The sequence below is a fragment of the Ruegeria sp. CH8 genome (assembly GCF_056536985.1).
The window spans coordinates 193,222-218,385 of sequence record NZ_JBQFQR010000008.1 but is presented as its reverse complement, the minus strand read 5'-3'; the positions used below and the strand labels follow the sequence as shown (position 1 = coordinate 218,385).

Annotated in this window: 18 protein-coding genes and 2 pseudogenes; 5 read left to right on the top strand and 15 right to left on the bottom strand. The window is 54.0% G+C overall.

Features of this window, described 5'->3' with window-relative positions; translation table 11 throughout:
- Nucleotides 1–187: 187 nt before the first annotated feature.
- The 6 genes from ACR0ER_RS11685 to ACR0ER_RS11660 form a co-directional block, all read right to left on the bottom strand.
- Entirely contained in the window at nucleotides 188–1,471 is a 1,284-nt protein-coding gene (locus tag ACR0ER_RS11685) for a HupE/UreJ family protein (protein WP_480769065.1), read from the bottom strand.
- On the bottom strand, nucleotides 1,464–3,251 hold the full coding sequence (locus tag ACR0ER_RS11680; RefSeq protein ID WP_480769064.1) for a hypothetical protein: 1,788 nt from the start codon (nucleotides 3,249–3,251) through the stop codon (nucleotides 1,464–1,466). The genes ACR0ER_RS11685 and ACR0ER_RS11680 overlap by 8 nt, the downstream gene beginning before the upstream one ends.
- 31 nt (nucleotides 3,252–3,282) lie before the next feature.
- Nucleotides 3,283–4,092: a transporter family protein gene (locus tag ACR0ER_RS11675; protein WP_480769063.1), complete on the bottom strand. Its 810-nt coding sequence runs from the start codon at nucleotides 4,090–4,092 to the stop codon at nucleotides 3,283–3,285.
- 114 nt (nucleotides 4,093–4,206) lie between these two features.
- Nucleotides 4,207–5,415 (bottom strand): guanitoxin biosynthesis MBL fold metallo-hydrolase GntH, encoded by a 1,209-nt coding sequence (gene gntH, locus ACR0ER_RS11670; RefSeq protein WP_480769062.1) that lies wholly within the window; start codon nucleotides 5,413–5,415, stop codon nucleotides 4,207–4,209.
- Nucleotides 5,416–5,440: 25 nt separating this feature from the next.
- Complete coding sequence (locus ACR0ER_RS11665) at nucleotides 5,441–6,034, bottom strand: hypothetical protein (protein WP_480769061.1); 594 nt, start codon at nucleotides 6,032–6,034, stop codon at nucleotides 5,441–5,443.
- Between the two features lie 75 nt (nucleotides 6,035–6,109).
- On the bottom strand, nucleotides 6,110–6,388 hold the full coding sequence (locus ACR0ER_RS11660) for a hypothetical protein (protein WP_480769060.1): 279 nt from the start codon (nucleotides 6,386–6,388) through the stop codon (nucleotides 6,110–6,112).
- A gap of 218 nt (nucleotides 6,389–6,606) precedes the next feature.
- On the opposite strand from ACR0ER_RS11660, the gene ACR0ER_RS11655 reads away from it, so the two are divergent.
- A complete protein-coding gene (locus ACR0ER_RS11655; RefSeq protein WP_480769059.1) occupies nucleotides 6,607–8,403 on the top strand; it encodes a tetratricopeptide repeat protein in 1,797 nt (598 codons plus the stop codon).
- A 334-nt stretch (nucleotides 8,404–8,737) separates the two neighbouring features.
- Here the strand turns inward: ACR0ER_RS11655 and ACR0ER_RS11650 are convergent, their stop codons facing one another.
- From ACR0ER_RS11650 to ACR0ER_RS11635, 4 genes and pseudogenes are all read right to left on the bottom strand, one after another.
- Nucleotides 8,738–9,316 (bottom strand): type 2 periplasmic-binding domain-containing protein, encoded by a 579-nt coding sequence (locus tag ACR0ER_RS11650; protein ID WP_480769058.1) that lies wholly within the window; start codon nucleotides 9,314–9,316, stop codon nucleotides 8,738–8,740.
- Nucleotides 9,317–9,383: 67 nt separating this feature from the next.
- Nucleotides 9,384–10,085 (bottom strand): annotated as a pseudogene (locus ACR0ER_RS11645) (TRAP transporter large permease subunit); the annotation flags it as partial.
- A gap of 311 nt (nucleotides 10,086–10,396) precedes the next feature.
- Nucleotides 10,397–12,214, bottom strand: coding sequence for an SLC13 family permease (locus tag ACR0ER_RS11640; protein ID WP_480769057.1), 1,818 nt, complete (start codon nucleotides 12,212–12,214; stop codon nucleotides 10,397–10,399).
- A 49-nt stretch (nucleotides 12,215–12,263) separates the two neighbouring features.
- Complete coding sequence (locus ACR0ER_RS11635; protein ID WP_480769056.1) at nucleotides 12,264–13,136, bottom strand: ABC transporter ATP-binding protein; 873 nt, start codon at nucleotides 13,134–13,136, stop codon at nucleotides 12,264–12,266.
- A gap of 405 nt (nucleotides 13,137–13,541) precedes the next feature.
- Here ACR0ER_RS11635 and ACR0ER_RS11630 point away from each other — a divergent pair, with 405 nt between their 5' ends.
- Both ACR0ER_RS11630 and ACR0ER_RS11625 read left to right on the top strand, forming a co-directional pair.
- Nucleotides 13,542–15,455, top strand: coding sequence for a DUF3604 domain-containing protein (locus ACR0ER_RS11630; protein WP_480769055.1), 1,914 nt, complete (start codon nucleotides 13,542–13,544; stop codon nucleotides 15,453–15,455).
- Between the two features lie 783 nt (nucleotides 15,456–16,238).
- Nucleotides 16,239–17,594, top strand: a complete 1,356-nt coding sequence (locus tag ACR0ER_RS11625) for a DUF1963 domain-containing protein (protein ID WP_480769054.1) — start codon at nucleotides 16,239–16,241, stop codon at nucleotides 17,592–17,594.
- A gap of 551 nt (nucleotides 17,595–18,145) precedes the next feature.
- Here ACR0ER_RS11625 and ACR0ER_RS11620 read toward each other — a convergent pair.
- The 4 genes from ACR0ER_RS11620 to ACR0ER_RS11605 form a co-directional block, all read right to left on the bottom strand.
- A complete protein-coding gene (locus tag ACR0ER_RS11620) occupies nucleotides 18,146–19,162 on the bottom strand; it encodes a DUF2955 domain-containing protein (protein ID WP_480769053.1) in 1,017 nt (338 codons plus the stop codon).
- A complete protein-coding gene (locus tag ACR0ER_RS11615; RefSeq protein WP_480769052.1) occupies nucleotides 19,152–20,216 on the bottom strand; it encodes an HlyD family secretion protein in 1,065 nt (354 codons plus the stop codon). The genes ACR0ER_RS11620 and ACR0ER_RS11615 overlap by 11 nt, the downstream gene beginning before the upstream one ends.
- The gene (locus ACR0ER_RS11610) at nucleotides 20,213–21,292 is read right to left on the bottom strand and encodes an AI-2E family transporter (protein WP_480769051.1); all 1,080 of its coding nucleotides are present in this window, start codon (nucleotides 21,290–21,292) and stop codon (nucleotides 20,213–20,215) included. The genes ACR0ER_RS11615 and ACR0ER_RS11610 overlap by 4 nt, the downstream gene beginning before the upstream one ends.
- 172 nt (nucleotides 21,293–21,464) lie before the next feature.
- Nucleotides 21,465–21,863: a potassium channel family protein gene (locus ACR0ER_RS11605; RefSeq protein WP_480769050.1), complete on the bottom strand. Its 399-nt coding sequence runs from the start codon at nucleotides 21,861–21,863 to the stop codon at nucleotides 21,465–21,467.
- Nucleotides 21,864–22,175: 312 nt separating this feature from the next.
- Between ACR0ER_RS11605 and ACR0ER_RS11600 the strand changes: the two are divergent.
- Nucleotides 22,176–22,712, top strand: a pseudogene (locus tag ACR0ER_RS11600) (IS5 family transposase); the annotation flags it as partial.
- A gap of 294 nt (nucleotides 22,713–23,006) precedes the next feature.
- On the opposite strand, the gene ACR0ER_RS11595 reads toward ACR0ER_RS11600, so the two are convergent.
- Entirely contained in the window at nucleotides 23,007–23,540 is a 534-nt protein-coding gene (locus ACR0ER_RS11595) for a ZrgA family zinc uptake protein (RefSeq protein WP_480769049.1), read from the bottom strand.
- A 237-nt stretch (nucleotides 23,541–23,777) separates the two neighbouring features.
- On the opposite strand from ACR0ER_RS11595, the gene ACR0ER_RS11590 reads away from it, so the two are divergent.
- Nucleotides 23,778–25,049, top strand: coding sequence for an imelysin family protein (locus tag ACR0ER_RS11590; RefSeq protein WP_480769048.1), 1,272 nt, complete (start codon nucleotides 23,778–23,780; stop codon nucleotides 25,047–25,049).
- The last annotated feature ends 115 nt before the right edge of the window (nucleotides 25,050–25,164 follow it).

The window sequence follows — 25,164 nt, the reverse complement described above, 5'->3', positions numbered from 1 at the left end:
CTGAACCGGACATTGATGTCGAAAGCAAACTCCATGCTCTGGCAAACTCATGTCACTTTTGGTGCGGATCGCAGCTTTGACGTCTGCCAGCATTCGCATTGGCTGCATCCAAACGACACTGACCGTGAGGAAATGAGTGTTCTACTAACTTCAGAGAGAGTTCTTGCTTGGCGTCAGTATCTTAAATTTAGCTTAATAGCATCTCCAGAAAGTCTTTTCCGCGCACAAAAGTCCACCAGCTTGCAATCGTTCCGCAACCGATCGCAATAGACACCCTTAGCGACATCTCCGGGGTTGGGCCGAACCTTGCAAAAAGGGACAGAAGCGGCCAGGTCACCAGGACAATTGCCAGTTGACCAACTTCCACGCCGACGTTGAAGGCCAATAGGCTCTGCCAGATATTCGGAGACGTTACCTGCAGAATTTCGTGCAAAACGAAACTGAAGCCGAGACCGTGAAGGAGGCCCATCAGGACGGTAATGACAAAAACCTTTCTGTTGGAGTCGATATCTGAGCCGCCCTCCAACACTGCCAGAAAAGCCGCATAGATTATGGACAAAGCAATACCCGTCTCCACGAATGGGACAAACCATGCGCCCGATGGCACGTAGCCGAAGAAGCCAAGCGACAAGGTAACGCTGTGACCAACTGTAAATCCGGTGACCCGCCATAAAAGCGCATGCAACCCGTGCGCTCCGATGACGAGGCAAACAACGAACAGGACATGGTCGATGCCCTCCAGAATGTGGCGCACACCTTCCCAGACAAAGGTAACGATCCCCGCCATTCTGGATCTGGAGACCTCGATCGGGTCCTTCATCAGTCCCCGTGTTCGAAAAACCAATGGATCGCTAACACCGTAATCCAGGATAAGGTTCGCGGTCATATCCTGGTCTGGCAAACCGGGATTAAGCAGGCTGGATAAGGTGTAGGCCGAAGGTGCATACCCGAAATTGTAGTTTATTACAGTATCAACAACCACGTCGCCGACATAGGCAAGCGGATTGTCCTTCAGGGTTGAGCCTTGAGATACAGCGTGTTTGGCTTCATTCAACGTTGCAAAGCCAGGCTCTTCGCCCACACGATGAAGCGCAACAGATTCAACATTACCAGGAACATGCGTTTCCCGGGTCTTTAAGACTGTATCGTTTTCAGCGATTTGGCCGAGCCCAAGAGGGTCTACGGCGATTTTGGCGGGATCGACAAAGTGAACCACGCGGCCATCCTCAAAAGCATTGGTCGTAAATGGTGCGGCCGAGGGAAGACCGCCCTCGATTGGTTCGCCAGCCTTGTCCGCAACAAGATAAGGCATCGGTACGCGCATAAAGATACGGAGCCCGTCATTTGTGTGCTCAACATGGAAGATCCGCACATTTAGGTTCAGAAGAAAATGCGCCTGGCTCGCGACCGCAGAGACGATCAGAAAGGCGGTTACACTAACCAGCATGATATTTCGCAAACGATCAGACATCTGGCGAACGTGCCTCCAATACTGTGATGGCGGACAGGGCCCAGTTTCCTCGGTCGGGCTGGAACTCTACCCGGGCGCGATACTCCACGCGCCGACGGTGATCATGACCCCAATGGCCGGCCTGCGCGTCGACGCGCCACTGTACGACGCCTTCGAACTTTCCTCTGCAGGTTATGTCGCCGTCGACAATGACGACATTCGTGACGTCGACGACTTGCGCACGCCCGCCTCCGGGCACCCGGATCGTCAAACTGGTTTCCAGCTCAGCAGCCACATCAGAGAGCGATGGGCCTAAGACGATCGGTGCAAGCGCCAGTTTCCTTTCTTCGGAAGATACTTCGAGAGCGGCTACATAGGTGTTGGTCAGAAGACGGGATAATGCATTCGTCACAATCTGTGTTTCAGATTGGCCAGAGATCGGGTTTAGGACCGGAATTGCGTGTTTCCCTGAAAAAGCGATGACGGCAAAAAGAGATGTTGCTGATAGAGCTACAACGCCGATCCATATCAATGTCCTGGATGATCGGAACGCAATCACGCCTGCGCCTACGGACAGGGCAACAGACAGCACTATCCACAAAGGTATAAGGAAGATGTCCGCTGCTTGAATCGGCGTGACTTCTGGATTGTTGTATCGTTTCAGATGGTTGATCCATGTGACGACAGGTTCGTCCGGTGATGCCCAGGCGAAGAACGGGCCGGCAATGTCTGTCAATGTTATTGGGACTTTCTGAATCGCATCATCAAACATCTCCCAGTTGATCGATGCAGTAGGTGGCAACTCTGAGATCGGATAGGTTAATATCACGCCGACAAACGTTGAATCGGCTATGAGCATTGGATTACCTTCAACAACTTGAAACCCTCGCTCTCCTAACGTCAGAAATGTTCCACGAGCAGAAGCAGGGTGGACGACGTTTCCCGATATGCTCAGCGAATTACGGGTTTTGAACGCCTCTAACGCGGCGGTTAGAATCTGCGACTGAAGCGCAGGTTCCAGCCTTAGACCCGTCGTAAACTCTTGGTTGATCCACGGCGCGAGCTCCCGAACCCGTATGAGTACTTCATGCCGTACCTCTCGCGACGTCACATACAGAAATGAAGTTGTCCCACTTTGTGACGGACGATTGAGATTGGGGTTCGCGAATGCCGTAATCCACGGGTCGGGCCAACTGATCGCCAGTTGCATGTCTTTGTTCAGAAAACTGAACCGCGTGACTGGGACGTGGCGATCAAAAACCATGAACCCTATTGTAGCTGCAGGCGAACCATCAATGGCAAATGGAGGGCGAATGCTCAGAGTTTCGGGCCGCGCGCCCTCGAAACTGTAGAACACCTCAAGATACATAACGTCCAGATTTTCAGGTGGGCCGGGGATTGGCCTTCCGGTGAGGGGGTCGGTCTTTCCGGCAAAAGGCGAGGCCCGGTCTATTCTCTGACGGTGTTCCATACGTATCACGTCGAACGGCAGCGGCTTCCCGTCGGAGCGAGCGACCACAAGGCTTTCCGGATTCTCGCCGGGTGACTGATGAAACTTGGCCCGTGTCGCAAGGGGTGCCGTTACGAGCTTCAACTGAAAGGCGTGTTCGAAAACCTCCAAATCCTCGGGGTAGATTTCCAGTTCCAGACGAATGCCCCCGTCTTCAATTCGGAACATAGCGATATTTTTGGCGACTTCTGCCCCGCTGTATGGGATCACATCACCCTCGACGGCGGTCGCGAGGATGGAAACCGCGAGCGCCGCCAGCAAGTACTTGATATGCCATAATAATATCGTCATTTTTCAAAGAAACGGCACAACGTCTCCCCTTTTATTTCCGCGGATACACAAGTGTCGCAGACAGCCGAGCCCCCCAACCATCGGGGCCGGAGTCCGGAGAAGCCAGGTAGTAGCGCGCGCCGGCCTGCAGCGACACGCGCTGTTCCCCAAACCTGACCAACTTAGAAATCATGAGGTTCACAGGCGCGGTCCACTCGTCCGTGGTCCAGTCATAGGTGGATTCGGAATTCACCGTGTAAGTCCAAGCGTCCTTGGTGGTGTGCGCCAGGAAGGGCTGAAGATAGGTTGAATTGATGTCGTCGCTTTCGAATGACCAGATATGGTTACCCAGCCCACCGATGGTCCAGGGCCCCTCCTGAACCAGTATGACACCAGTGATCCCGCCGCCCCATTCGCCCACGCCCAGTTCACGGTTTCTGGATGTCGGCAAATAGAAGATGGGTCCGACACCCCATGTAAACGACGATTTGGTTGGGCTGAACCAAAGGCTGACCGTCGTATCGCCGAATCCCTGGTTGCTCCCGGACGCGCCGGCAACATCGTTTTGCCATTTGTATGGAATGATTGTCCGGGTGATCAGGTTCAGATTATCGGTCAGGGAAAAGGGTATGACAGGTTGAATGTTCAAAGTTGTCTGATTGCCATCTTCGCTGCCGTATCCGGTGTCGTAATTGAACTGGAACGGAACCGAGACCAGCGACGCCAGCGGGTTCGACAACTGCTTGGCCAACTCCGAGTCATCTGCTGTAGCGGGGCCCGATGCCAGAGCGTTAAGAGCAACCGACGCCAATATGCCTGATCGAGCCGATTTGGATAAAAGGGATTTGGCAAGAGCTGTCATAAATCCGTTCTTTCCTTGAAACACTTTCCCTCACGCAGTCAATCAGAGACGTATCGACCTGCGATACTTGGGTTTACAGGCGCGTCCGGCGGGGACGCGCCCTCCAAGTGCGGATTATTTGTCATCCGGCATCTTCGGCGGGGTGTAACCCTTCCATTTCCCGGCCAAAACTTTGTCGGATGGTTCCTTTTCCTTGGACCGTGGCGCGTCGATATAGGCTTGCGATACGGAAGGGGGCAGCGCGTATTCGTCCACCGATGCTTCTCGTACCACGATCTTGTCTTTGGTCACGTTGATGACCGTCAGGTCTCGGGCCAGTGTCAATTCACCGTCATAAGTTGAACGGATGCCCTCTAAGATCGCCTGATAGTTTTCCGGCGACAATACGGAGTGGTACCCCATAGCGTGGCGCGGTTTGACCTCGGCCATAACTTTGCCAAAAGCAGCTGGTTCGGTGTGCACGCGTGTTGAGACATACGTGGCTTGTCCGAGGCTCCAGCCAAAGTAAGGTGCCAGCGTTTTCGGGGGTAGGAATGCCTCATGAGTGGCCAGATCAGCGCCCTTGGCATATTTAACGTACCACTTGTTCGGATAGGTGTCGCCGCCGAACACATATTTCAATCCGTTCCATTCCAGCGAGTAACTGACTGATCCATCCAAACTGTGAATCGCAGGCCATGACCGGATCGTCACACCATTTTCTTGGTAGACAATTTCATTTTCCTGCATGTAGTCGAATTCGGTGACTTCAATCTTGGCGCCATCATCAGGCAATGCGCCGGTTCGGCCATCCAGATCCCAAGCATAGGCTTTCTTACTGTTTTCAACAAAAGCTTTGATGCCCATTTCCGGGGTCGACCCTGTAGGGCCGTAGATCCGCAAAGGTGTATAGCGACCGGACAGCCAACTGCCGATGTGCAGCCCCATAAAATCGCCGACATGATCGACATGCAGGTGGCTGACGAACACTTTGTCGATCTTTGAAAAGTCCGGGCGCAATGAAAACAGATTGGCCATTGAGCCCATACCGATATCGAATAGGAAAACGTCACCATTTCCAAGCTCGACGAGGAACGATATAGACACAGCCGCCTTGGTCTGGTTCGGCATTCCAGTCCCCAGTGCGGTGATCCGCATTTCTTCAGTTCCCAGAATCTCGGTATTTGGGAAATAGCTTGCCGGATACTCTTCATCGCTGATCTGCGTGGCGGTCCGGCCGGTCGGCAGGTTTTCGGCATGAGCTGCGGCGACGCCAAAAGACATTGCCAAGGTTGTGCAGACAAATGCCAATTTGTGAAATCTTCTACCAATGCAATAAAACATATTCTCCTCCATCATTTCTCTTGTCTCAGTTGCAGACGAGGCCGGGCCCGCAGTTGCAAAGATCGTTCGGGTTATCGGGGTTGTCGGCCGCGCAGTGACGAACCTCGCGGCGGTCGTGCCGGCGATGCACGCCTGCCACCGATCCCGGCGACATTGGTCGGCCGAAATGGTCAATGAACAGCGTCCCTGGGCCTGTGGATTGTGGTATGTCACCCTTGATGACCTTGACGCCGGAATAGGTCATCGTTCCCTGATCGTTCAGTGGCCGTTGCGACAACTCCACGACCACATCGACAGGCGGTTTACCGTCCGCAACTATGGTCAGTAAGGCGTTGGGCGGGTCCTCGGCAAAGCTGTCGTCGCCTTCAGACACCATGTCCAGAAAGCCCTCTATGCTTTGCACACCCGCATACCGCACCGGTCTGTCACAGAAGAATGTGACGATCGGGCTGACATCTGTCATCGTTATCGTGTCAGCGGTCATCGACACTGAACCGGCATTGTGCACGAACAATGCCTTGCACTCCTGGCCATCATCGTCTTGCGCTTGGGCGATGGACACGAGGCCAAGAACCATGGGAAATACGAAAAATAGCGTCTGGCAGGTTCGTTTAATCATTCCCGTCTCCTTGCTTGTTGGAATTCAGCTCACGGTGCAGGGCAAGCTGCCTGTTCGGGCGACCGTCGTGCCGCTTCAGTGGTGACCTTGTGCCTTGGGTCTGACCTTGGCCAAGCTTACGTATTCCATCAGTTCGAGCCTCAGGTCTTCGCAGATCTGATTGTACTCGGCCGCTCGGACCCGCCCGTTTTCTCCCTTAGCTTGAAAGCTGTGGAAGGCGGTCACTGCCTCGCCCAAGTCACGGCAAATCGCCTGAAACTTTGGATCGCTCCGTGACAAAGACACGATAGTGAATTCATCGTTGGGCGATTGCTTCACCAATTCGGAACATCCGGCAGCAAGAAAGTTTTCCACTTGCTCCCCTCCCGTCAAAGGCCATTGGCCGTCAGTGAGAATCTGTTTCCACGGTCTGTCTGCCCAGGCACTCCATGGAGACACCAGATTAACATCCGGGGTCTGCGGACTGGGGTAACGAACATGTTCTGAACGTGTTTTGAACCTTAAAAATTCTTTTGTTTGAATGTAATACTGGACGCATCCCGAGAAACCCGGGTATCGTTAGGTTAGTTTGGATGGAACGAACACAGCCGACAGATACTGCGATGGAAAGTCAGTTATCCGAGCGGAAGTCAGTACCGCCTCTGGAACAGGCGGCCATAGACGAACAGCTTGACCGTATGTTTGAGAGTTCTCAGTTTGGTGCGAATGATCGCCGACGCGCGTTCCTCAAGTACATCGTCGACGAAACATTGGCCGGGCGCGCCGATCGGCTGAAGGGCTATTCGATTGGTGTTTCCGTTTTAGGCCGTTCAGAGGATTTCGACGCGACCTCAGACCCGGTTGTACGCCTTGAAGCGCGACGCTTGCGGCGCGAGATGGAACACTACTACCTGACAGATGGAAGCAACGATCCCTTGGCAATTACCATTCCCAAAGGGTCTTATGTGCCGTCGTTCGAATTTCGGGATGTCACTTCGGCGCCTTCCGATAAGCCAGATCGGACAGGCCGACGCGGCAGAAGCGGCTGGCGGGCTCCGAACTGGGTCGTGTTGTTTTTGTTGACGCTGTTGATGGCCGTGACAGCTTTCATGCTGTTCCAAAGTTTCGAAACTGAAAGCCTGTCTACCGATCAGGCGACCACGGACAATAACCTTTGGGGGGATTTACCTGTCGTTGCCGTGATGCCGTTCAATCCATTGGGAAACAGCGCTGTTACATCCGTGGCCGCCCGAGGCATCGCCGAGGATATTACAACCGATCTGGCGCGGGTGGAGGGCTTGCGGGTGATCTCGTACGCATCGACAGCCGAACTGTCAGACGGAGCCATTGATCTTATTGACGAAGGGCGCAATCTGGGTGCGACCCATGTTCTTAGGGGCAGCCTACAGACCATGACGGATGGCTATCGGCTAAACATCGGCCTCGTTGAAGTAGACAGCCGGGGTGAAATATGGGCCAAGCGGTTCGACTATAAAACGACAGACCGGTTCGAAACCCAGACCGAGATTTCGCGCGAGATCAGTTCGACCTTCTCTATCGAATTGTTCCCTGAATTGACTACGAGGATGGAGGATGCGCGTTGGACCCGCCGGGATGCAAGGATCCTCTACCAGCAGGCATTGGACATCATACACCCGCCAAGCGACCCATCGCGTTTTGACGCCGCACACACCTTGTTGCAACGGGTTGTACGGTTAGAACCGGACGCGCCGCACGGTTATGCCGGTCTGGCATTTGCGGAAGCACACAGAACTTGGTTTGGACTTGCTGCAAACACGGATGAAACGCGAGATCTGATCAGACAATATGCTGAAAGCGCATTGGAAAAGGATCAGGCAAATGTTCGCGCACTCTTGACCTTGGGTATACTCGAAATATTGAAGGGCAATCCGCAACCCGCAATTGATTTCGGTGAACGCGCAGTCGAGCAAGAGCCGAGCTCAAGTTTGGCTCACGGTTATTTGGGCATGTTCCTTCTGTACGCTGGCAAGCCAGATCAGGCCATAACACCGTTGCAGCGAGCGCTAAGCCTTGATCCCCTCAGTATTCGACGACCCTACAGGAACATTCTGGGCGTTTCTCAATTCCACGCTGGAAACTATCCAGAGAGTCTGGCCACACTGCAGGAAAACCTGGATCTCGAAGGGCCGTTCGGTCCCCATATGATGGTCTACCAAGCCGCTGGAAATGCTGCGATCGGGAAAATCGAACAAGAAACGGAAATTCTCGAAAGCCTTGCGGCTATGATCGCCGAAGGCGAGACCTTTCCGCTCAGACGGTGGCTGGAAAAGGTGATATATGATCCAAAAATGATGCAGCCTTTGCTGGACGAGTACGAAAAGGCCAAAGCGCTGGCAGACGCTCGGTAACGGCCAGCAGTATTGCGTGGATGTGTTTTGGCGACCTCTGCATTTGTGATCTTGTGTCCGGTTTAAGGGCGATTGTCGGTCACTTTTGCATATGCCGCGAATGGCAGCTTCCCGCCCGATCCCGCGCACGTCGTATAACCGGCGAGCTCCCAAACGTCCAAAAAGTCAAAAGTAGAAAAGTGAGGCACAATATTGGACTCAAACCAATTTTTGAACACCATCTATTGACCCCATTTCCTTTATTTTTTAATTTTCAATATGTTGACAAAAAATCCTACCACCCCAGCCATGATTTCCCCTATGTGCGGTCCGGTATGAATCGCGACTTGTCCGGTTAGAAAGCCAACTTTTGTCGGGCAAGAACGCAATTTTCAGCGAATTTAGCGGATTTAATAGTGGATTCTCGGCCTAGTCGGCTGATTTGATCATTTCCCAAAACCACCGCGGCGCATGCGGCCTGGCGGATTGGAAATCGGCACATGGAGCGGGTTTCGGGCATTAGCTGCGCGTGCGAAGAGCTTAAGTTGACGGTCATGGAACCGGACATTCGGCTCTTTCCCTGTACGCAACTTGCCCCGGAGAAAGAATTCATCCGACCAGGACGCAGGCTGTAGTTACCGGCTTCTTCCAGGATACGCCACTGCAGGTCCATGGCACGCCGGTCACCGAACAGAGCCAGTTCCCGCTGTTTGCGGATCAGGGCTTCGCTGAGCGGAAGGGTTCGCTCAGAGTGTGCAACGGGGGCAAAATTTTCGACATGCAGCAGCCAGGCATCCACACCCTTCCACGGGACGGTTCCGAACCCCACGCCCAGATCAGCCTCGTCGCGAGCAAAGCTGACAATCTCGAGTGTCGGGTCCAGTTCAATGTCAATTCTTGGATGCGCATCCGAAAAAGAGGCAAGACGCGACATGAGCCGGAAAAAAGAAGAACCCCGAGCCAACCAAATAGCCCGGGGTTCAATATTGGGTCCTTTATGCTTACAGCGGTAGCAAAGCCAATGTGATGAATGGGAATGCCACCAAGATCACTACGCGGATCAGATCTGAACCCACGAAGTAGAGCACGGCCTTATGGGTCTCGACCATTGGCGTCCTCCTATCCATCGCGTTGATCACGAAGAGGTTCATCTCAACTGGTGGAGTGATGAGACCGACCTCAACAACGATGAGAACGAGGATACCGAACCAGATTGCTGTGTATTCGATATTTACTCGGCCAAGCGCCCCCTGGTTAACGTCGCGAAGACCAAGCTCGCGCGTCATTTCGCGGGTCAGTTCCTGACCACTGGCAAGGATGGACCGTGCTTCTTCCACCAGGGCCGCTGAAACTTCAGCTCCGCTTGCGACGAATGCTTCGAGTTTTGCCGACTGCAGTTCAACCATAGAAACAAGTCCGAAATCCAGTTCCTGCATAATCGGCCAGAAGATCGGGATCGTCAGAAGGATCATGGACAGACTATCCATCAGGCAGCCCAGCAGAAGATAGAAGACCAGAATTACGATCAAGATCAGCCATGGGCTCAAGCCGCTAGCCGCGACCCATGCGGCACCTTCTTGTGGCAGCTGGGTCAGGGCCAGAAAGCCATTATAAAACGCCGCCCCCAGTACAATGAAGAAGATCATGGCGGTTGCACGCGCTGTCACGAAACAGCTTTCCGAAAGAGTTGCTCGGGTCCAGCCGGGGCATGCCTTGCCCCATCAGCACCTCAACCTGCCGTAACTTTGAGACAATCTCTTCCGGCTTCATCTGCGCAGGCTTGATCTTGTTTGCAATTCTTGATCCTCCGCTTCCTAAACATAGCGGTGGACCAGTTCGGATGGGGAGGCTCAGCATTGTTTACCGACTTTCGTGCCGTTACCTTCTTGGTATGGAATTTGTAGTTGGCGCCATAGTTACCGTATTCCTTGTGGTCTGGGGGGCCATGTCGTGGTGGAGGACTCCGGGCCGCAGTCGCAAAGAAGAAGACGACGACAAATAACTTTGTTATTGGTCAATACGGGAAAAGGATCGGCGCGATAATCACGGCTGCTATTCCGGTCAGAATGGTCAGCGGAACACCAAGTTTTAGAAAATCAGAAAAACTGTAACCTCCTGGCGCAACAACCAATGTGACCACGGGGGTTGAAATGGGTGTGGAAAAGGACGCCGAAGCTGCAATCAGAACGCAAAGCGCCATCGGGTAGGGGGAAATTCCAAGCGCCTCAGCCGCAGAGATTGCAATGGGTGCCACAAGCACGGCGGAGGCCGTGTTGGAAAGAACTAACCCCAGCAAAGCAGTCAAAACGAAGATGGCTGACATAACCGCTCGCGGGCTGGCATCGCCGACAAGGTACAGTAATTGCTCGACGATTAGATCGGAACCTCCGGTGACTTGCAGAGCGTCCGCCAATGGCAACATCCCCGCAATCAGTACAAGGCTTGGAAGCTTGACCGCGCGATAGGCGTCTTCGGCAGTAAGAGTGCGAAACACAACTGCAGCAATGGCGGCCATCAGAACAGCGGTCGTTATAGAAACGATTTCAAAAAGCGTCGCTGCGATCATCCCAGCCATGATAATGATAGCGGCCCAGAACCCCGAGGCAGCGGGCGGTATGGATTGCCGCTCCTTTGGAAAGGACAGCAGCACGAGCGTGTCGTGCCGCTTGACAGCTCGATCCAATGCTTCCCATGACCCGGCGATCAACAGCCGATCCCCAGATTGCAAAGATGTCCCCGTTACATCCTCGACAGGTTCGCCCGCTCTTACTAACGCGACGACCTCGACGTCATTCGCCTCCACGCCAAGTCCATTGCTCACGGGTTTGCCAATCAACGGGGACTCTGGGTGAACCAAAACATCGGAAAACCCAATCTCATCAATGCATGCGTCGATCATGTTTGAATGTTCGATGCGTTCAGAGAACTCGGGTCTCTGCGCGAGCGCTATTAGTGATTCTTCCGGCCCGCGCACCAGGATACGATCTCCGCGTAGCAACTCCATTCCATCACGGAACATCGCCGGGGTTAACCTACCTTTTGCACCTGACCGCAGCCGGATCACAATATTGGACTGGTCTCCGATCAACTCGGTGACGTCTTCCGCAGAAACTTTCTTGGCGACCACGAGAATTTCAGACTGAACATGGAGATCAAAAGATCGCCACATCGCCGCAAGCGTTGTCCCAGTTGTCGCTAAATCCTCTTCTTGCGCATCCGTGGCAGCCTGCAATCGATATCGTCCCCAAAACAGGATGAAAACAACCGCAACCAAAAGAACGAGCGCGCCGATCAGGAAAAAGGAAAACAAGCCCAAAGGCTGATACCCCTGCGCAACCAGTTCATCGCTGACGACCAGATTTGGGGGCGTGGCGATAAGGGTCAGCATGCCGCTGATCAACGCGGCATAGGACATCGGCATTAGAAGCCGCGCCTTGTCGTTTCCGGTCTTCTGGGAAATTCGCAAAATGATCGGAATGAAAATTGCGACAACTGCCGTCGAACTCATGACGCTTCCCAAAAGGGCGGTGCTTACCATAATCAGTATCAGAAGATTGGTTTCCCGACTGCCACCATAGCGCATGATTGCGTCACCGACAGTGCGCGCCACACCGGTTCTGTCCAACATTTCCCCCAGCACCAGAAGGCACGCCACAAGAATTACCACGCTGTTTCCAAAGCCCGAGAGGCTTTCTCCAATTGTCAGCGTGCCACTCAGGGGGAGTGAAATGACCACTATCAAAGCGACAAAGTCGTAGCGAACCCGATTGCTTGCCATCAGCGCGCCTGCGACGGCAATCAATACAAAGACAAAACCGGCCTCATTGGTCATTGCTGTCAAACCTTTAGTACAACAGGACGGCAATCCAACCGCGCAAAGTTCAGTTGGGCACGTCAGCCATATCTACACCTGCGTCGCGCAGCAGTTCAAATTTCACAGCTGTTGCGCTGACCTGTCGATAAAATGCAATCAGCTGCCGCGTCGGGCCCTGAAGACGTGTTAAACCTACGGTGGCGGCGACGACTGTGCCGACATCCGTATTGCCTTCCAGAACCTGCCAACCGCCCACTACAAGAACCCCCACGGTTCCGGCTCCGTTAATGGCGCTGAGTACAAATTTCGAAGATAGCTTCCAGACAAATATCCGAGCGCGCGTGTCGTAAATCTCGTCAAATTTAGGTGTGATTTCCACGGCTGAGCGATCAGGATCAACAAGCCAGTTGGTGGCTTTGCGCAATGTGTGAACTCTGTCTGACACAAAGGAATTCACGCGTGTTTGAACGAGAAGAACAATAAAAACCTGAGGGATAATCATACCGATCGCAATCAGCCCCAGAGAGGGTCGATTTGCTGCAATATACCCAACAATCACAACAAGGGTTCCGGCCTGTACGATGGGTTCAGACAAAGCGCTACCAGAGAACTTTCCCACTTGTTCGGCTTCGGCCGACACCATTGTGGCCTTGGCACCATAGGCAACTTTTTCGGCCCCTGCGGGGGTTTCGCGAGACAGATTGCAAATGCGCTTGCGCAGTTTGCGGATCATGTCTTCGCCCAGAACGCTCGACAGGTAACCCAGCACCCATTTCAGCGCGAGGCTCAGGGTGATCACTCCACCCATTGCAACGCCGAGCCACAGCAAGCCTGCGGGGCTTATGTTCTTTTCGGTCAGACCGTTCACGATCTCCTTTTGGTAGTTCAGAGGAAACGCCGCCAGAGCGGCAATGGCCAGCGACAGCAAGATGTTGACCACCTGACGCTGTCCCGTTGTTCTCCAAATGGATCTATAAAATTCAATCACTTCACGTTCCCCCAACTTTCTTGCAGCACCCTTGCTGAACAATGCAGGTGTTGTGAACGCACTGTAACACTCTATTCCATTCGCATAAAAAAATGCGTTTCCCACCAGCAGACGCGATGAGTTTCGAACCCGCGAATTCTTGAAAGATCAACCGCTTTGACTTGATTTTGTGAGTATAGGGACGGTCACTGATCCCTAGCTCTGACCTCGCGCAGCCGTGCCAACTGCTGTGCAAGTTCACCACTCCAACCGTCAAGTTCGGACGCCAGATCGCGCACCTCACCTACCTGTATATTTGATTTTTTGCATATTTTTTCATACTCTGCGTCCTTAGTTTCACTGTTTGGGGGAGCAGTCATGAGAACTCATTTCGAACCCACGATTTTGTTGCATGCTACAACCGCCTTTGCGCTTTCACTGGGGACGCAGGTAGTTGGCTTCGAAGGCGAAGTCCCACCAGATACTGTGGTGCCGTCGCAAACCTATTCTCCGTTTGTTGACCGGTCTTATCCCGATCAGGTTCTCTTCGGCGATTTGCATTTCCACACTGAAATCTCGTTCGACGCAGGGCTTGTTGGGACCTCGTTGAACATCCATGACGCATTTCGCGTGGCGCGAGGCGAGAGAGTAACATCAAACACCGGGCAGCCTGTTCAACTCATTAGGCCCCTCGATTTCCTCGCCATCACCGAACACGCAGAAATGTTGGGGCTTGCCACCGCCATTCGCGCGTCAGACCCTCGACTTTTGGCCGACGACTGGGGCCGCTTGACCCATGAAAGGTTCAATTCCGGGCAGGAAGGTCGGATGGAGGCGTTTGCCGACATTATCGAAATCGCATCAATCGAGGGTAGGGACCCCACGGCTGGCTTGGGTTTGGACGGCGACCTCTGGCAACAGATCGTAGAAACAGTCGACGATTATTACAAACCCGGTGTTTTCACCTCGCTGGCAGGGTACGAATGGACATCGACACCGCGAGGCGACAACCTTCACCGTGTCGTGATCTTTGGGGATGGCGCCGATAAGACCAGTCGCACCCGTCCGTTTACCTTCTTTGAAAGCGAAGACCCCGAACCGTTGTGGGATTATCTGGCCGCCTACGAAGAAGAGACCGGCGGAAGCGCCGTTTCCGTTCCGCATAACGGTAACATTTCCAACGGGATAATGTTCGCGCCTACCAAGTTTGACGGTTCACCTATGGATGCGGAATACGCTGCCAAACGCATTCGTTGGGAGCCTATGCACGAAGTAACCCAGATCAAGGGTGACGAGGAGACACACCCCTACTTGTCACCCGATGATGAGTTCGCGGATTTCGAAACCTGGGACGTCGCGAACATTTCTGGCACCGTTGCTAAGACACCTGAAATGCTGCGCTACGAATATGGGCGCTCTGCTTTGAAGGTCGGGCTTGAGGTTCAGCGAGAGACGGGCGTAAACCCGTTCAAGTTCGGCTTCTACGGTACGACGGACACGCACACCGCGCTCCCGACCACGCGGGAAGACAACTACTTCGGCAAGTACCAACACACAGAGCCTTCGGCAAACCGCCACAACTTTGATGTAATCCCGGCCGAAGACCCGGCATTGCGTATTATTACGGCCCAAGAGTCGGCTGCGGGCCTCACGGCTGTATGGGCCCGTGAAAACACGCGTGAAGAAGTCCACGGCGCTATCAAGCGCAAGGAAGCCTACGCCACAACCGGGCCAAGAATGCGGGTCCGGATCTTTGGCGGCTGGGGTTTCGATGCAGACGATCTGTACGCGTCGGACTTTGTTTCAAACGGGTATCAGAACGGCGTGCCAATGGGCGGGGACCTGAAGAATGCGCCTGATGGGGTGTCCCCCAGCTTTCTGATCCGTGCGCTGCGCGATCCGGATGGTGCTAACTTAGACCGCGTCCAAGTCATCAAAGGCTGGATTGACGAGAGTGGCGAAACTCACGAGCGGATCTTTGACGTGGCCGTCTCCGATGGAAGAGAAATCGGAGAGGATGGTCGCGCACGTGAACCAGTGGGCTCGACGGTAGACATTGAAAACGCGACATACAGCAACTCTATCGGCTCCGTGGAACTCGCCGCGTATTGGCAAGACCCAGATTTTGATCCGAACAACAACGCATTTTATTACGTGAGAGTGATCGAAATTCCAAAGCCACGTTGGACGACTATTGACGCAGCATTCTATGACATCCCGTTGCCTGAAGCTGTCCCAGCAGAAGTCCAAGACCGTGCTTACACGTCACCGATTTGGTACAGCGCCGAATAGTTGACTTAGTTTTCATGGCAAAACCATTCATGGTCAGCTTAGACCCCCAAGGGTATTGCTGGGAAACAACCCGTTTGGCTGAAGTGCCCCCATATCACGAGTACGCCCGCCGCTCGATTTGGTGGATGAAGCAAACGTCTGGTCTGATGAAGATGCGCGGCATATTTGAACCTGTAGCTATAACCGCTGTTGACCGGGCGCTGAGCTTTGCAAAGTCTGCTTTCCTATACATTGCCGGCATTCGTGCAGCGCGCTGCATCGGTAACTAATGGCTCAATCCGGACCTCGGGGCCGTTGTAGCACGGCCCCCTGCCCCACCACCAGTTGATCACGCAGACGGCCCAAAGCGGACCTAGCGTACCGTCTTTCAATTCTGCAATTGAATCCACATTGCTGCCGTTCGCAGCATGAGCCAATCCGGAAGCCTCTCGAACTCATCTTGCGCGGACCGTAACATGAGATTGTTGCGTACTGAGTAGCGAAGTACCGGGCAAAAATCCGTCTCATTTGACATATGTACAACAGGCATCCTTAGAAGGTCAGTTGCTCGCTGGATTTCACCCTGTGGTTGAAATTAGGGTTCCATATTGTATCAGAAATCGGGCATGGAAAATGCAGCGTCTTTATCAGCTCATCCAATATGTTGCACCAATCGTAGGGCTTGCGGGCATCACAATGATTATAATCGGTGTTCAAGGAACTCCGCGGAACTGGACGCTGGTCCAGCAAAGCCTACCGCTCGTGATTTTAGCGCTTGTTTTCCGGCCGCAGCGTGGTCATCCGATGTATGATCTGATGGGCATGCAGAGCAGCTCTCGCAGGCCAGTAGCAAAGCCTGAGGACACTCCCGAAGCAAAAGAAGCCAAGGCCTTTCTCGCCGAGGTTATAGAACAAAATCTGGCCGTTCTGGCGCACGAGCCAGGTGATTTGGCGCACCATGCCGCACCCGCTAAATTGGTTCCGCTGCTGCCCGGGGCCAAAGAGCGAAACCGCAGCTGGATTGGCGGTGCCCCAATGCTGCCTGCAGACATGGCCTGGCCTGAGGTCAATGGCCTCCCGATGCTGTTTGTCGCGCAAATCGCGTTGGATGAGCTGCCCGAGTGCATCTGGGGCGGATTGGGCCCACGCGATGGCTGGCTGGCTTTCTTTATGCCGTCAGAAGGGCGTTTAGATGATGACACCCGCGTCTTTCACCTGACCGGCCCTGTTGAGGCGCGAGATTGGCCGGACGTGCCCCATTCTTTCTATTTTGGTACAAGCGGCGAAAAAGCGCGCGAGGCGCTGGCAGCCGTGGGTTTCCCTGTTGCCCAGCATCCTCCGCGCTTTCCGGTGGCCATCCGGCATCACGAAGGGTCGATGGAGACAAGACGCTCGGTCGGGTCCGATGACAACCAGCGCTTTGCGATCCAGAAAGACTATGATCCGCGATCTTTGACTTACCGCCCATTCGATACCATCAGCGCGCGCGGCTTTGTTGCCAGTCTGCTGTCGGGCCCGCATCAAGCATTGAAGATTCTGGCCGGAAACATCGAACGCACAGAGCGCAATCTGCAAAAGAGCGAAAACGCAGAGGACCAGGCGAAATTGCGGATAAGCCTTGCGAACGATCAGCAGGAACGTGCAACGCGCGACGCGGCCGTCGCTGCGCTGGAGGGCGTCTATAGCAAGCTTGTGGCGGGACCGGACAGTTTGCTGGACACGGACGCGACGGACGCTTTGATTGCCGAACTCGACCAGATTGAAGTTCGCCGCCCCCAAAGAACCGATGACGGGACTAAATGGACATCACACTCGGTAATCGACGAGTTCTGGGCGCGTTCTGTCAGCCGAGATGTCTTCGAAATACAGCTTCAAGAAACGATGCGCACACACCCCGAGCGCATATCCGATTCAACGCGGGCTCGCTATGAAAGGCTTTGGCGTTTTGACCAAGAACACCAATGCGCCACGATGGGAGGCCCGTTGCATAGCGGCTTTATCTATTCGCGCGCTCGCAATCCCGCCTTTCTTCTGGAGATTCCGTCAAGTGAACTTGTGGGCTGGATGTTTGGCGATGTCGCAAGCCTTGGTGTGTTCATTGACCCAAAAGACATGAAGGCTGGCCGCTGGGATAAAGCCTGGGGTGATATTCTCAACTGAGACCAGCCAGGTGAAATTTGTCTGGATCGTGTTACATCGGTTGGGTTTCAAAAAACTTTCTGTTGTTAGTCGCTCAGCGCTCGTCAAAATCGGCTCGTTGCGAGTTGGAGCCAATGCGGAAATTTCCCGTCCGACTTCGCTTGACCATTGAGGGCGGCCCTTCGCTGCAGTCCAAAGGAGTATCCGATTGCTGCGCAGCGGCCCGCCGAACCTGCCGTTTGCTGCGCGAGCAAAGTCAACGCTCAACGAATTCGCAGGTCGCGGACATAGCCGACATTCGATGCGCCTTCATCAATTTCGGCATTCGTTCGATCCGGATTTCTTAGCATTGGGACGCCCTTTCGGGACACCATGAATCCTTACAGGGGTATCGTTAGTGGCGCGTGCCTGCGCTTAGAGCGCCCCGTGCTACCGGGTTTGTGACATCCAGATCGCGACCGTCAAAGCCCAGAATCCTGGTTGCGTTGACCATAAGTTCGCCCGGTCGTGTTGTAGGGAAGATCCAGATTTTTTTCCGGGGCAGCCGCGTACCTGAGTTTGAGCATTCTGCGTCAGGCCTCTGACGAACCCTGTTGTTTCTTTTCCGGCCAAAACTCGTCTACCACGATATATGCGACAATTACAAAGATCGCGGCGCTGGCAACTTGCAGCACGCGCGTAATGCTTTTCACGTCAGCCTCATCGGAGAAAGGTGCTATTGAGCCGCCGTAGACGATCAAAGTAGTCGTGATTGCCGACCCGGCGGCGGCGGCGAGCGGCACTTGCGACTTTCCGAGTGCGCCGAGCGTTATGCAAAGGAAAAAGCACAACAGGACAGGCGTCAAAAAAACTGGGGCAATCACATTTACTTCATAGTAAATGATCGACACTGCGGCCCCTAAAAGGTTCGCTGTCAGCATCGCTTTGGCGACGGTTTTTCCCATCGCTGGCATTGCTGCAAGTTGCTGACTGAGAAGCGCCACAAAAAACAGAACCAAAAGTGCCGATGCACCGGACACGAAGAACGCAATGGCAAAGGGAACTGTGACAAGCGACATTCTTACAACCCGGCGATATGAATCAAAGTCGGGCGAAGCGGCTGCTTTCTTCTCGGCAGGTGTTTGGGGTTCAGCGGGTATCAGCACAAACATCAGTGTCGATACGAAACCGGCAAAAAGAAGGTTCATAGGGATCCAAAACACAAGCACCAAAGCTAGGTCTTGCGACTGCAACACCAGGTTCGGGATCATCAATGCCCCCATTAGGGCTATGACACCAGGCAAAACTCCAGCGCCCGAAACCGACCAAGTGAAAGACAGAATGATTCCGATTGCCACCAAAATGAGAAACACGACGGGGTATGGCGCGAATACCGATGAAAGCAGGAAGGAAATGAACATCAGCCCAATAGAGAAGACGAAAAGCTTGCCAAACGCCGCCAAAGGAAGCGCGGCGGGTGCCTGAAGAAACAGCGCAGTAAACACTGCCCCGACAACGGCCAGTGGCCAGCCTAGAAACAACCCCAACGAAAACACACCTGTCACGCCAAGCGCGAGCCGCGTGACGGAGCGCTTGTCCTCAATACGCATAGGACAGGATCGAAACCAAACGAATGTAGGCGCGACCGACCGTGTTTAGCAGTGAATTGTCGCTGAGGTACATGATCACGTCCGCCTGTCCGTTCAACTGAAAGCGAAGATCATCCTCGGCATTGCCTGCCTCGTAGCCGGGCAAGACGATCCGCACCGGGAACCGCTCGGGTTCGCGCAAAAATCCTTTGGTGCTTGGCGGGCTTGCCAGTTGGCCGGGCTCATCCCCACCACTCAGTGAAACGGCGGCACTGAAACTTTCAATAACACCCGGAACGATTTGACCCGGATGCATGTCCAGCACCACATCAACAGGAGAACCAACCGACGCCCTACCAAGGTTGTTTTCGGTGAAATATGCCTCGACCCAAATGTCTGTTGCGTCCAGAAACGTCAAAAGATCTTGGCCGGACCGTGCATATGTCCCCGGCGCGATCAAAAGGTTGGACACGACACCAGTTGCGGGAGCGCGCAGCTCTGTCCATTCAAGGTTAAGCTCGGCATCCGCCAAGGCAGCCAATGCACGTTGGATTTTCGGGTTTTCAATTCCGTCATCGCCGAGCCTTTGCTTGGCTTTTTCCAAATCTGCCTGGGCGTTTTCAAAATTGGCCTCGGACTCTGCCAGTTGCCCGCGCGCATCATCGGCCTTTGAGACGGCAATCAGCCCTTTCTTCTCGAGTGCAAACACACGTTCGGTCTGTATGCGCATCGTGTCGAGATCACTCTGAGCTCTGGCCAGTTTGGCTTGCGCAGCACTTACCTCTGCCGAAGAGGCACCCACTTCCTGTGTGGCGGCTTCAAGATCGGCTTGCGCTTTGGCGCGTTCAATCTCGTACGGTCTGGCGTCGATCCGGACCAGAACATCTCCTGCCGAAACGACCTGACCGTTTTCGACCAGGACCTCGGTCACCGTACCGGTGACCTGCGGAACGATTTGGGTGGCGATGGCTTTTACTCGGGCATTTCCGGTAAACGGGGTCTTTCGGTCAGCGACAAGGTACCAGACCAGGAAAAAGAGAATGATCGCAAGTGTGGTCCAGATCGTCTTTTTCATTTCGCTGCTCCTTCAGCAGCGTCGTTGGCCTCAGCGGGGGCATCGATCCAGACCTTGAACAACTCATAGAAGACAGCGAACAGAACGGGCCCCATGAAAATACCAATCAAACCATAAGCCATCATGCCGCCGAGGACTCCGATGAGGATCACCAGCATGGGTGTCTCAAGGCCTTTGGAAATGAAAACGGGGCGCAGGAAGCTGTCCATGATCGTCACTGGCACAGCCAGTATGGTAAAGATCAACGCGGTCCCCCCCGACATTGTGCTCCATGCGTAAATGATTACCGGCAACAGCACCAAACCTGGTCCAATTTGGATGATAGAGAGGATCAGGCAGATGAAGGCCAAAGTGGCGGCCGAAGAAATCCCGAACAGAACCAACAGCAGCCAAACGACGACGGCTTGAATCGCGGCGACACCAATTACGCCTTTGGTGACATTGCGGATCGTAGCGCCAGCCAACGTAACGAACTCACCCCCGCGCGGCGCGAAGACACGATTAGCAAATCGCTGAAGACCCTGTACGAGGTCCGGCCCGGGGCTGAACAGTGCGCCCATAATCAGCACAGAAAGCGCAAGTCCCAACAACCCTATTCCAATGCCCAATACCTTGCCAAAGAGAGATTTGGTGATCTCAAGGATTTGCGCGCCGTATTTTGCAAGCGCACCGTCCAGATTGCGTTCAAACATTGTCCAGACATCTGCGATTTTGTCTCCGACCAAAGGCAGCTCCTTTAAACCTTCCGGAGCCGGAGGAATTTTAAGTTCGCCACTGTCAGCTTGCTCTGCAAAATCAGATCCCAGTTCAGCAGCACCAGACACTGCCGTTGCGACGGGTCCTAAGGTCAACACAAGGCCCAACAAAACCAAGATTGTCGCCGCAAGCTTTTTTCGTCCTCCCAATTTGGACTGCAACCAATCAAATACCGGGTAAAGCGCCACGCAAAGGATCGTCGCCCAGATCACCACGCTCGCCAGCGGGGCGACCATGACCAAAGCGCTGTAGAGAAATAATCCAAGAAAAAGCAATCGTATTGCGAGATCGACAATCTTCGCGTCCTGTGTCTTTTCCATACCATCCCTCCATTGTTTTCCAAATGTTACACTCAAAAAACAATATATGTATATTATTTATCAACAATCCCCATAAAAGCTTGTAATGGCGGGCTTTTCCGAGCAGTGGCACGAGCCATTGGTTTAGGCTTTTTCCGGGAAGGAATCCGGCTTTCGTCCGGCTGCGTATCGTCTATTTGTCCGCCTTTTCGTCGTCTTGAGACAGAATTGTATCCGCAACCGTGGTCGCTGCAGTAACGAAAACACCAAGGCCAACGATGATATATACCATCGTAAAAATCTTCCCTGCCGCCGTTTCAGGAGAGAAGTCCCCAAAGCCAACGGTCGAAATTGTCACAACAGAGAAGTAGATGGAATCGAGCCAACTCCATCCTTCAACATAATGATAGAATACAGACGCCCAAAGGATCATACCTGTAGTGAAGGCAAGAAGGCCCTTCACCCTACCATCCCTAAAGGCGACGCCTATCCCTCTTGTTATTCTGGCGAGCGAGTTCATGGCACCAACATAACAATTTAATAATAGTAATATAGCATTTTTTGAATTTACCGGGTTAGCTGGTTGTTGCACTCTGCATGTCCGTCATCAAAGGAAATGGTCGGATTGAGTTGATGGCTTTGTAGAAAGTACCGGCTTAAGCATCGGAGCTGCGGCGCTACTGACTTCCAGGCAGACCTCGGCCCGCCATAAAAATGTCGCACTCTTCCTTTTGTAAGATGTCAGCAATGGGCTCTGAGCCGGAATTCGTCGCTCAGTATTTGAAGGCCCGGTTCGCTAGGCCCTGGACCCATTGGTTTGGTTTCAATAGCTGGGCCGAGCTGATTCAAGCTCCTGAACTTCAAGAGGTGTGATGAGTAACTTGTTTTGACTGGCCGCCGGCATTCCGATCACAAAGCGATCATGATCGATGTGAGCAGGCGAACGCCATTCGTTCGGGTGAGCCTGCGCAAGTATCTGAAGGCCCATCGCACGGCTTCGAACCTGCGGTTAAAAAAGGGGCGCGGACGTCTGATTGTGCGCACCAAGGGCGGAATGAACACTAAGTTGCATAGCGCCCCCAATGCTTCTGGTCGCCCCATCCGGCTATTCATGACTGCCGGTCGGATCAGTGACTACACGGGCGCCAGGGCACTTCTGGGCAGCTTACCAGCCGCAGATTGGATGATTGCTGATCAAGGTTACGATGCCGATTGGTTCCGAGACGCTTTGAAGGACAGAGGGATACGCCCATGCATCCCCGGCAGGAAGTCACGTGACAAGCCTGTCCGACACGACAAACGCAGATACAAGCGCCGCAACCGCATTGAGATCATGTTTAGTCGATTGAAGGATAGGCGACGCTTTGCAACCCGTCACGACCGATGCCCGAAGGTATTCTTTTCGGCCATCGCGTTCGCAGCTGCAGCCATCTTATGGCTCCGAAATTCAATGAGTCTGGAACCTAGCAGTCCCTGTCTCGTTAAATCAAACCACCCTATACCAATCCAAGGGCTCGACCTGGCTCTCTCTTGACCTAGAGTTCGTTGCCGCACCGAACAAAACGCCCGCCTCGGCGATGCGGACAGCCCGTTACCGCCGCTCTCTCTAGGCACTCAGCGAATTGAAGTCCGGCTTCTGCTGTTCTTTTGTGTTTTTCAGTGAGGGGAACCTATCCTGCCCGTCAAGCAGGTCGGCGTTGCCCGGCTCTGGCAAAAATGCCGCTGGAACTTTTGACTAAAAGGGAAGAGTCGGCATGGAGCGCGTGACTTCGTGCGCCTGAGTTTCACCGGACTGTTCGATCTGCACAACCAGTTTCCGGGCGTTTGGAAAACGTTCGAAGTAGGCGAAACGGACTGCCTCAATCGCCTCAATCGCCTGACATTGTATCTGGTAATCCGCCTGAAATTCGGTGTGCTGGTCGTGATCTGTCGGCTGGGCGGCGTCAGATTCCGGACCAAACCCTTCCGCCAACAGAGTGACATTGGCCGTCGCCGTAAAGCACGCAGCCTCTTCTGGCATTAGAAACAATTCCAGCGGTTTGGACAGATCGGAAATAGCACCAGCGACCAAGGTCCGATCTTCATCGGTTTCCGCCGGTCGCTCAAATCCAATGATATCTGCGGCGGGTACTGCCAACGACAAGGAAAACTCAGCCCCTGATACTACGATATCCAGACGACCCGTGCCGTGTTCATGCTCAATCCCGGCTTGCGTCTGCGACAAAGCGACTGTGGGGATCAGAGTCAGGGCGAGAGCTACGCTTCTCATAAACAGGCACCACCTACCAAGGAATCACGAAGTTTATACTAATGCGTTTCAAAATCGGCGCAATCTCGGGTCGCACCGCAATGCCCCACCAAAAATGGGGAGGAAAAAGAACTAGGTGAATTTTTCCGACTATAAAACTCAGGTTGACATAGGTGACTAAATCACTCAGTTATCTCGCCGTACACGTCGCAAAGGCGACGCCAGTGAATTTGTTTCTGACAGGAAAGTGTCACTCTCATGACCCGATTTTTTGCCGCCACCAGCGCACTGACCCTTGGCATCGCATCCGCAGCCGTTGCGGCTGATGCTCCGTCGAAGGCGGATGTTCTGAACACCTATGCAAATATTGCCGAAGCCAAATACGATGACAGCCTGATCGCTGCCAAAACCCTGCAAGAAGCCGTTAACGCCCTGATCGCCGAACCGTCCGACGCCACCCTAAACGCGGCTCGCGCCGCTTGGGTTGCCGCGCGCGTACCTTACCAGCAGACCGAAGTCTACCGTTTCGGCAACGCAATCGTTGATGACTGGGAAGGCAAGGTGAATGCGTGGCCGCTGGATGAAGGCCTGATCGACTATGTCGACGCGAATTACGGCGGTCCGACCGACGAAAACGAGTTTGCCGCGCTGAACGTGATCGCCAACCCCAGCTTTGAGTTGTCTGGCGAAACCATCGACGCTAGCGAAATCACTCCGGAACTGCTGGGCGAAACCCTGCACGAAGCAGACGGGATCGAGGCAAACGTCGCTACCGGTTACCACGCCATCGAATTCCTGCTGTGGGGTCAGGACATGAACGGCCACGGCGCAGGTGCGGGCAACCGTCCTTACACCGACTATGTTCAGGGTGACGACTGCACCGGCGGCAACTGCGATCGCCGCGCTCAGTACCTGAATGCGGCGACGGAGCTGCTGGTCAGCGATCTGGAATGGATGGCCGCACAATGGGCGGAAGGTGGCGAAGCACGCGCCGCGCTATCTGCGGACGAAACCGCAGGTGTGACCGCCATCCTGACTGGCATGGGTTCGCTGTCCTATGGCGAGCAAGCTGGTGAGCGGATGCGTCTGGGCCTGATGTTGAACGATCCCGAAGAAGAGCATGATTGCTTCTCGGACAACACCCACAACAGCCACTACTACGATGGCCTGGGCGTTCAGAACGTCTATCTGGGCAGCTACACTCGTATCGATGGAACCCCGGTCAGCGGCGCGTCGCTGTCGGATCTGGTAATCGCTTCCGATCCGTCGCTGGACGCTGAAATGAAGGTCAAACTGGCCAAAACCATGCAGGCGCTCGGTCGTCTGAAATCGACCGCCGAGGCCGGTTTTGCCTATGACCAGATGCTGGAACGCGGCAACGAAGGCGGTGAGCTGCTGATCATGGCCGGCGTTGACGGCCTAGTCGATCAGACCAAGACTATCGAACGCATCGTGAATGCGCTGGAACTGGATCAGATCGATTTCGAAGGTTCGGACAGCCTGGACAACCCGGACGCGGTTTTCCAGTAAACCAACCCTTGGCCGGAAGCGTGGGTGATTTCATGCTTCCGGTTACTTGGTCACGCTAAATTGTGACTGGACGCAAAGAAAATAACTTACTAATTGAGTAAGAAATCTACCGAGC

What these genes read in the sequence shown, in the direction of transcription:
- ACR0ER_RS11685 (WP_480769065.1), bottom strand. Translation starts at nt 1,471, where the DNA reads ATGTCTGATCGTTTGCGAAATATCATGCTGGTTAGTGTAACCGCCTTT.
- ACR0ER_RS11680 (WP_480769064.1), bottom strand. Translation starts at nt 3,251, where the DNA reads ATGACGATATTATTATGGCATATCAAGTACTTGCTGGCGGCGCTCGCG.
- ACR0ER_RS11675 (WP_480769063.1), bottom strand. Translation starts at nt 4,092, where the DNA reads ATGACAGCTCTTGCCAAATCCCTTTTATCCAAATCGGCTCGATCAGGC.
- gntH (WP_480769062.1), bottom strand. Translation starts at nt 5,415, where the DNA reads ATGTTTTATTGCATTGGTAGAAGATTTCACAAATTGGCATTTGTCTGC.
- ACR0ER_RS11665 (WP_480769061.1), bottom strand. Translation starts at nt 6,034, where the DNA reads ATGATTAAACGAACCTGCCAGACGCTATTTTTCGTATTTCCCATGGTT.
- ACR0ER_RS11655 (WP_480769059.1), top strand. Translation starts at nt 6,607, where the DNA reads ATGGAACGAACACAGCCGACAGATACTGCGATGGAAAGTCAGTTATCC.
- ACR0ER_RS11650 (WP_480769058.1), bottom strand. Translation starts at nt 9,316, where the DNA reads ATGTCGCGTCTTGCCTCTTTTTCGGATGCGCATCCAAGAATTGACATT.
- ACR0ER_RS11640 (WP_480769057.1), bottom strand. Translation starts at nt 12,214, where the DNA reads ATGACCAATGAGGCCGGTTTTGTCTTTGTATTGATTGCCGTCGCAGGC.
- ACR0ER_RS11630 (WP_480769055.1), top strand. Translation starts at nt 13,542, where the DNA reads ATGAGAACTCATTTCGAACCCACGATTTTGTTGCATGCTACAACCGCC.
- ACR0ER_RS11625 (WP_480769054.1), top strand. Translation starts at nt 16,239, where the DNA reads ATGTATGATCTGATGGGCATGCAGAGCAGCTCTCGCAGGCCAGTAGCA.
- ACR0ER_RS11620 (WP_480769053.1), bottom strand. Translation starts at nt 19,162, where the DNA reads ATGCGTATTGAGGACAAGCGCTCCGTCACGCGGCTCGCGCTTGGCGTG.
- ACR0ER_RS11615 (WP_480769052.1), bottom strand. Translation starts at nt 20,216, where the DNA reads ATGAAAAAGACGATCTGGACCACACTTGCGATCATTCTCTTTTTCCTG.
- ACR0ER_RS11610 (WP_480769051.1), bottom strand. Translation starts at nt 21,292, where the DNA reads ATGGAAAAGACACAGGACGCGAAGATTGTCGATCTCGCAATACGATTG.
- ACR0ER_RS11595 (WP_480769049.1), bottom strand. Translation starts at nt 23,540, where the DNA reads ATGAGAAGCGTAGCTCTCGCCCTGACTCTGATCCCCACAGTCGCTTTG.
- ACR0ER_RS11590 (WP_480769048.1), top strand. Translation starts at nt 23,778, where the DNA reads ATGACCCGATTTTTTGCCGCCACCAGCGCACTGACCCTTGGCATCGCA.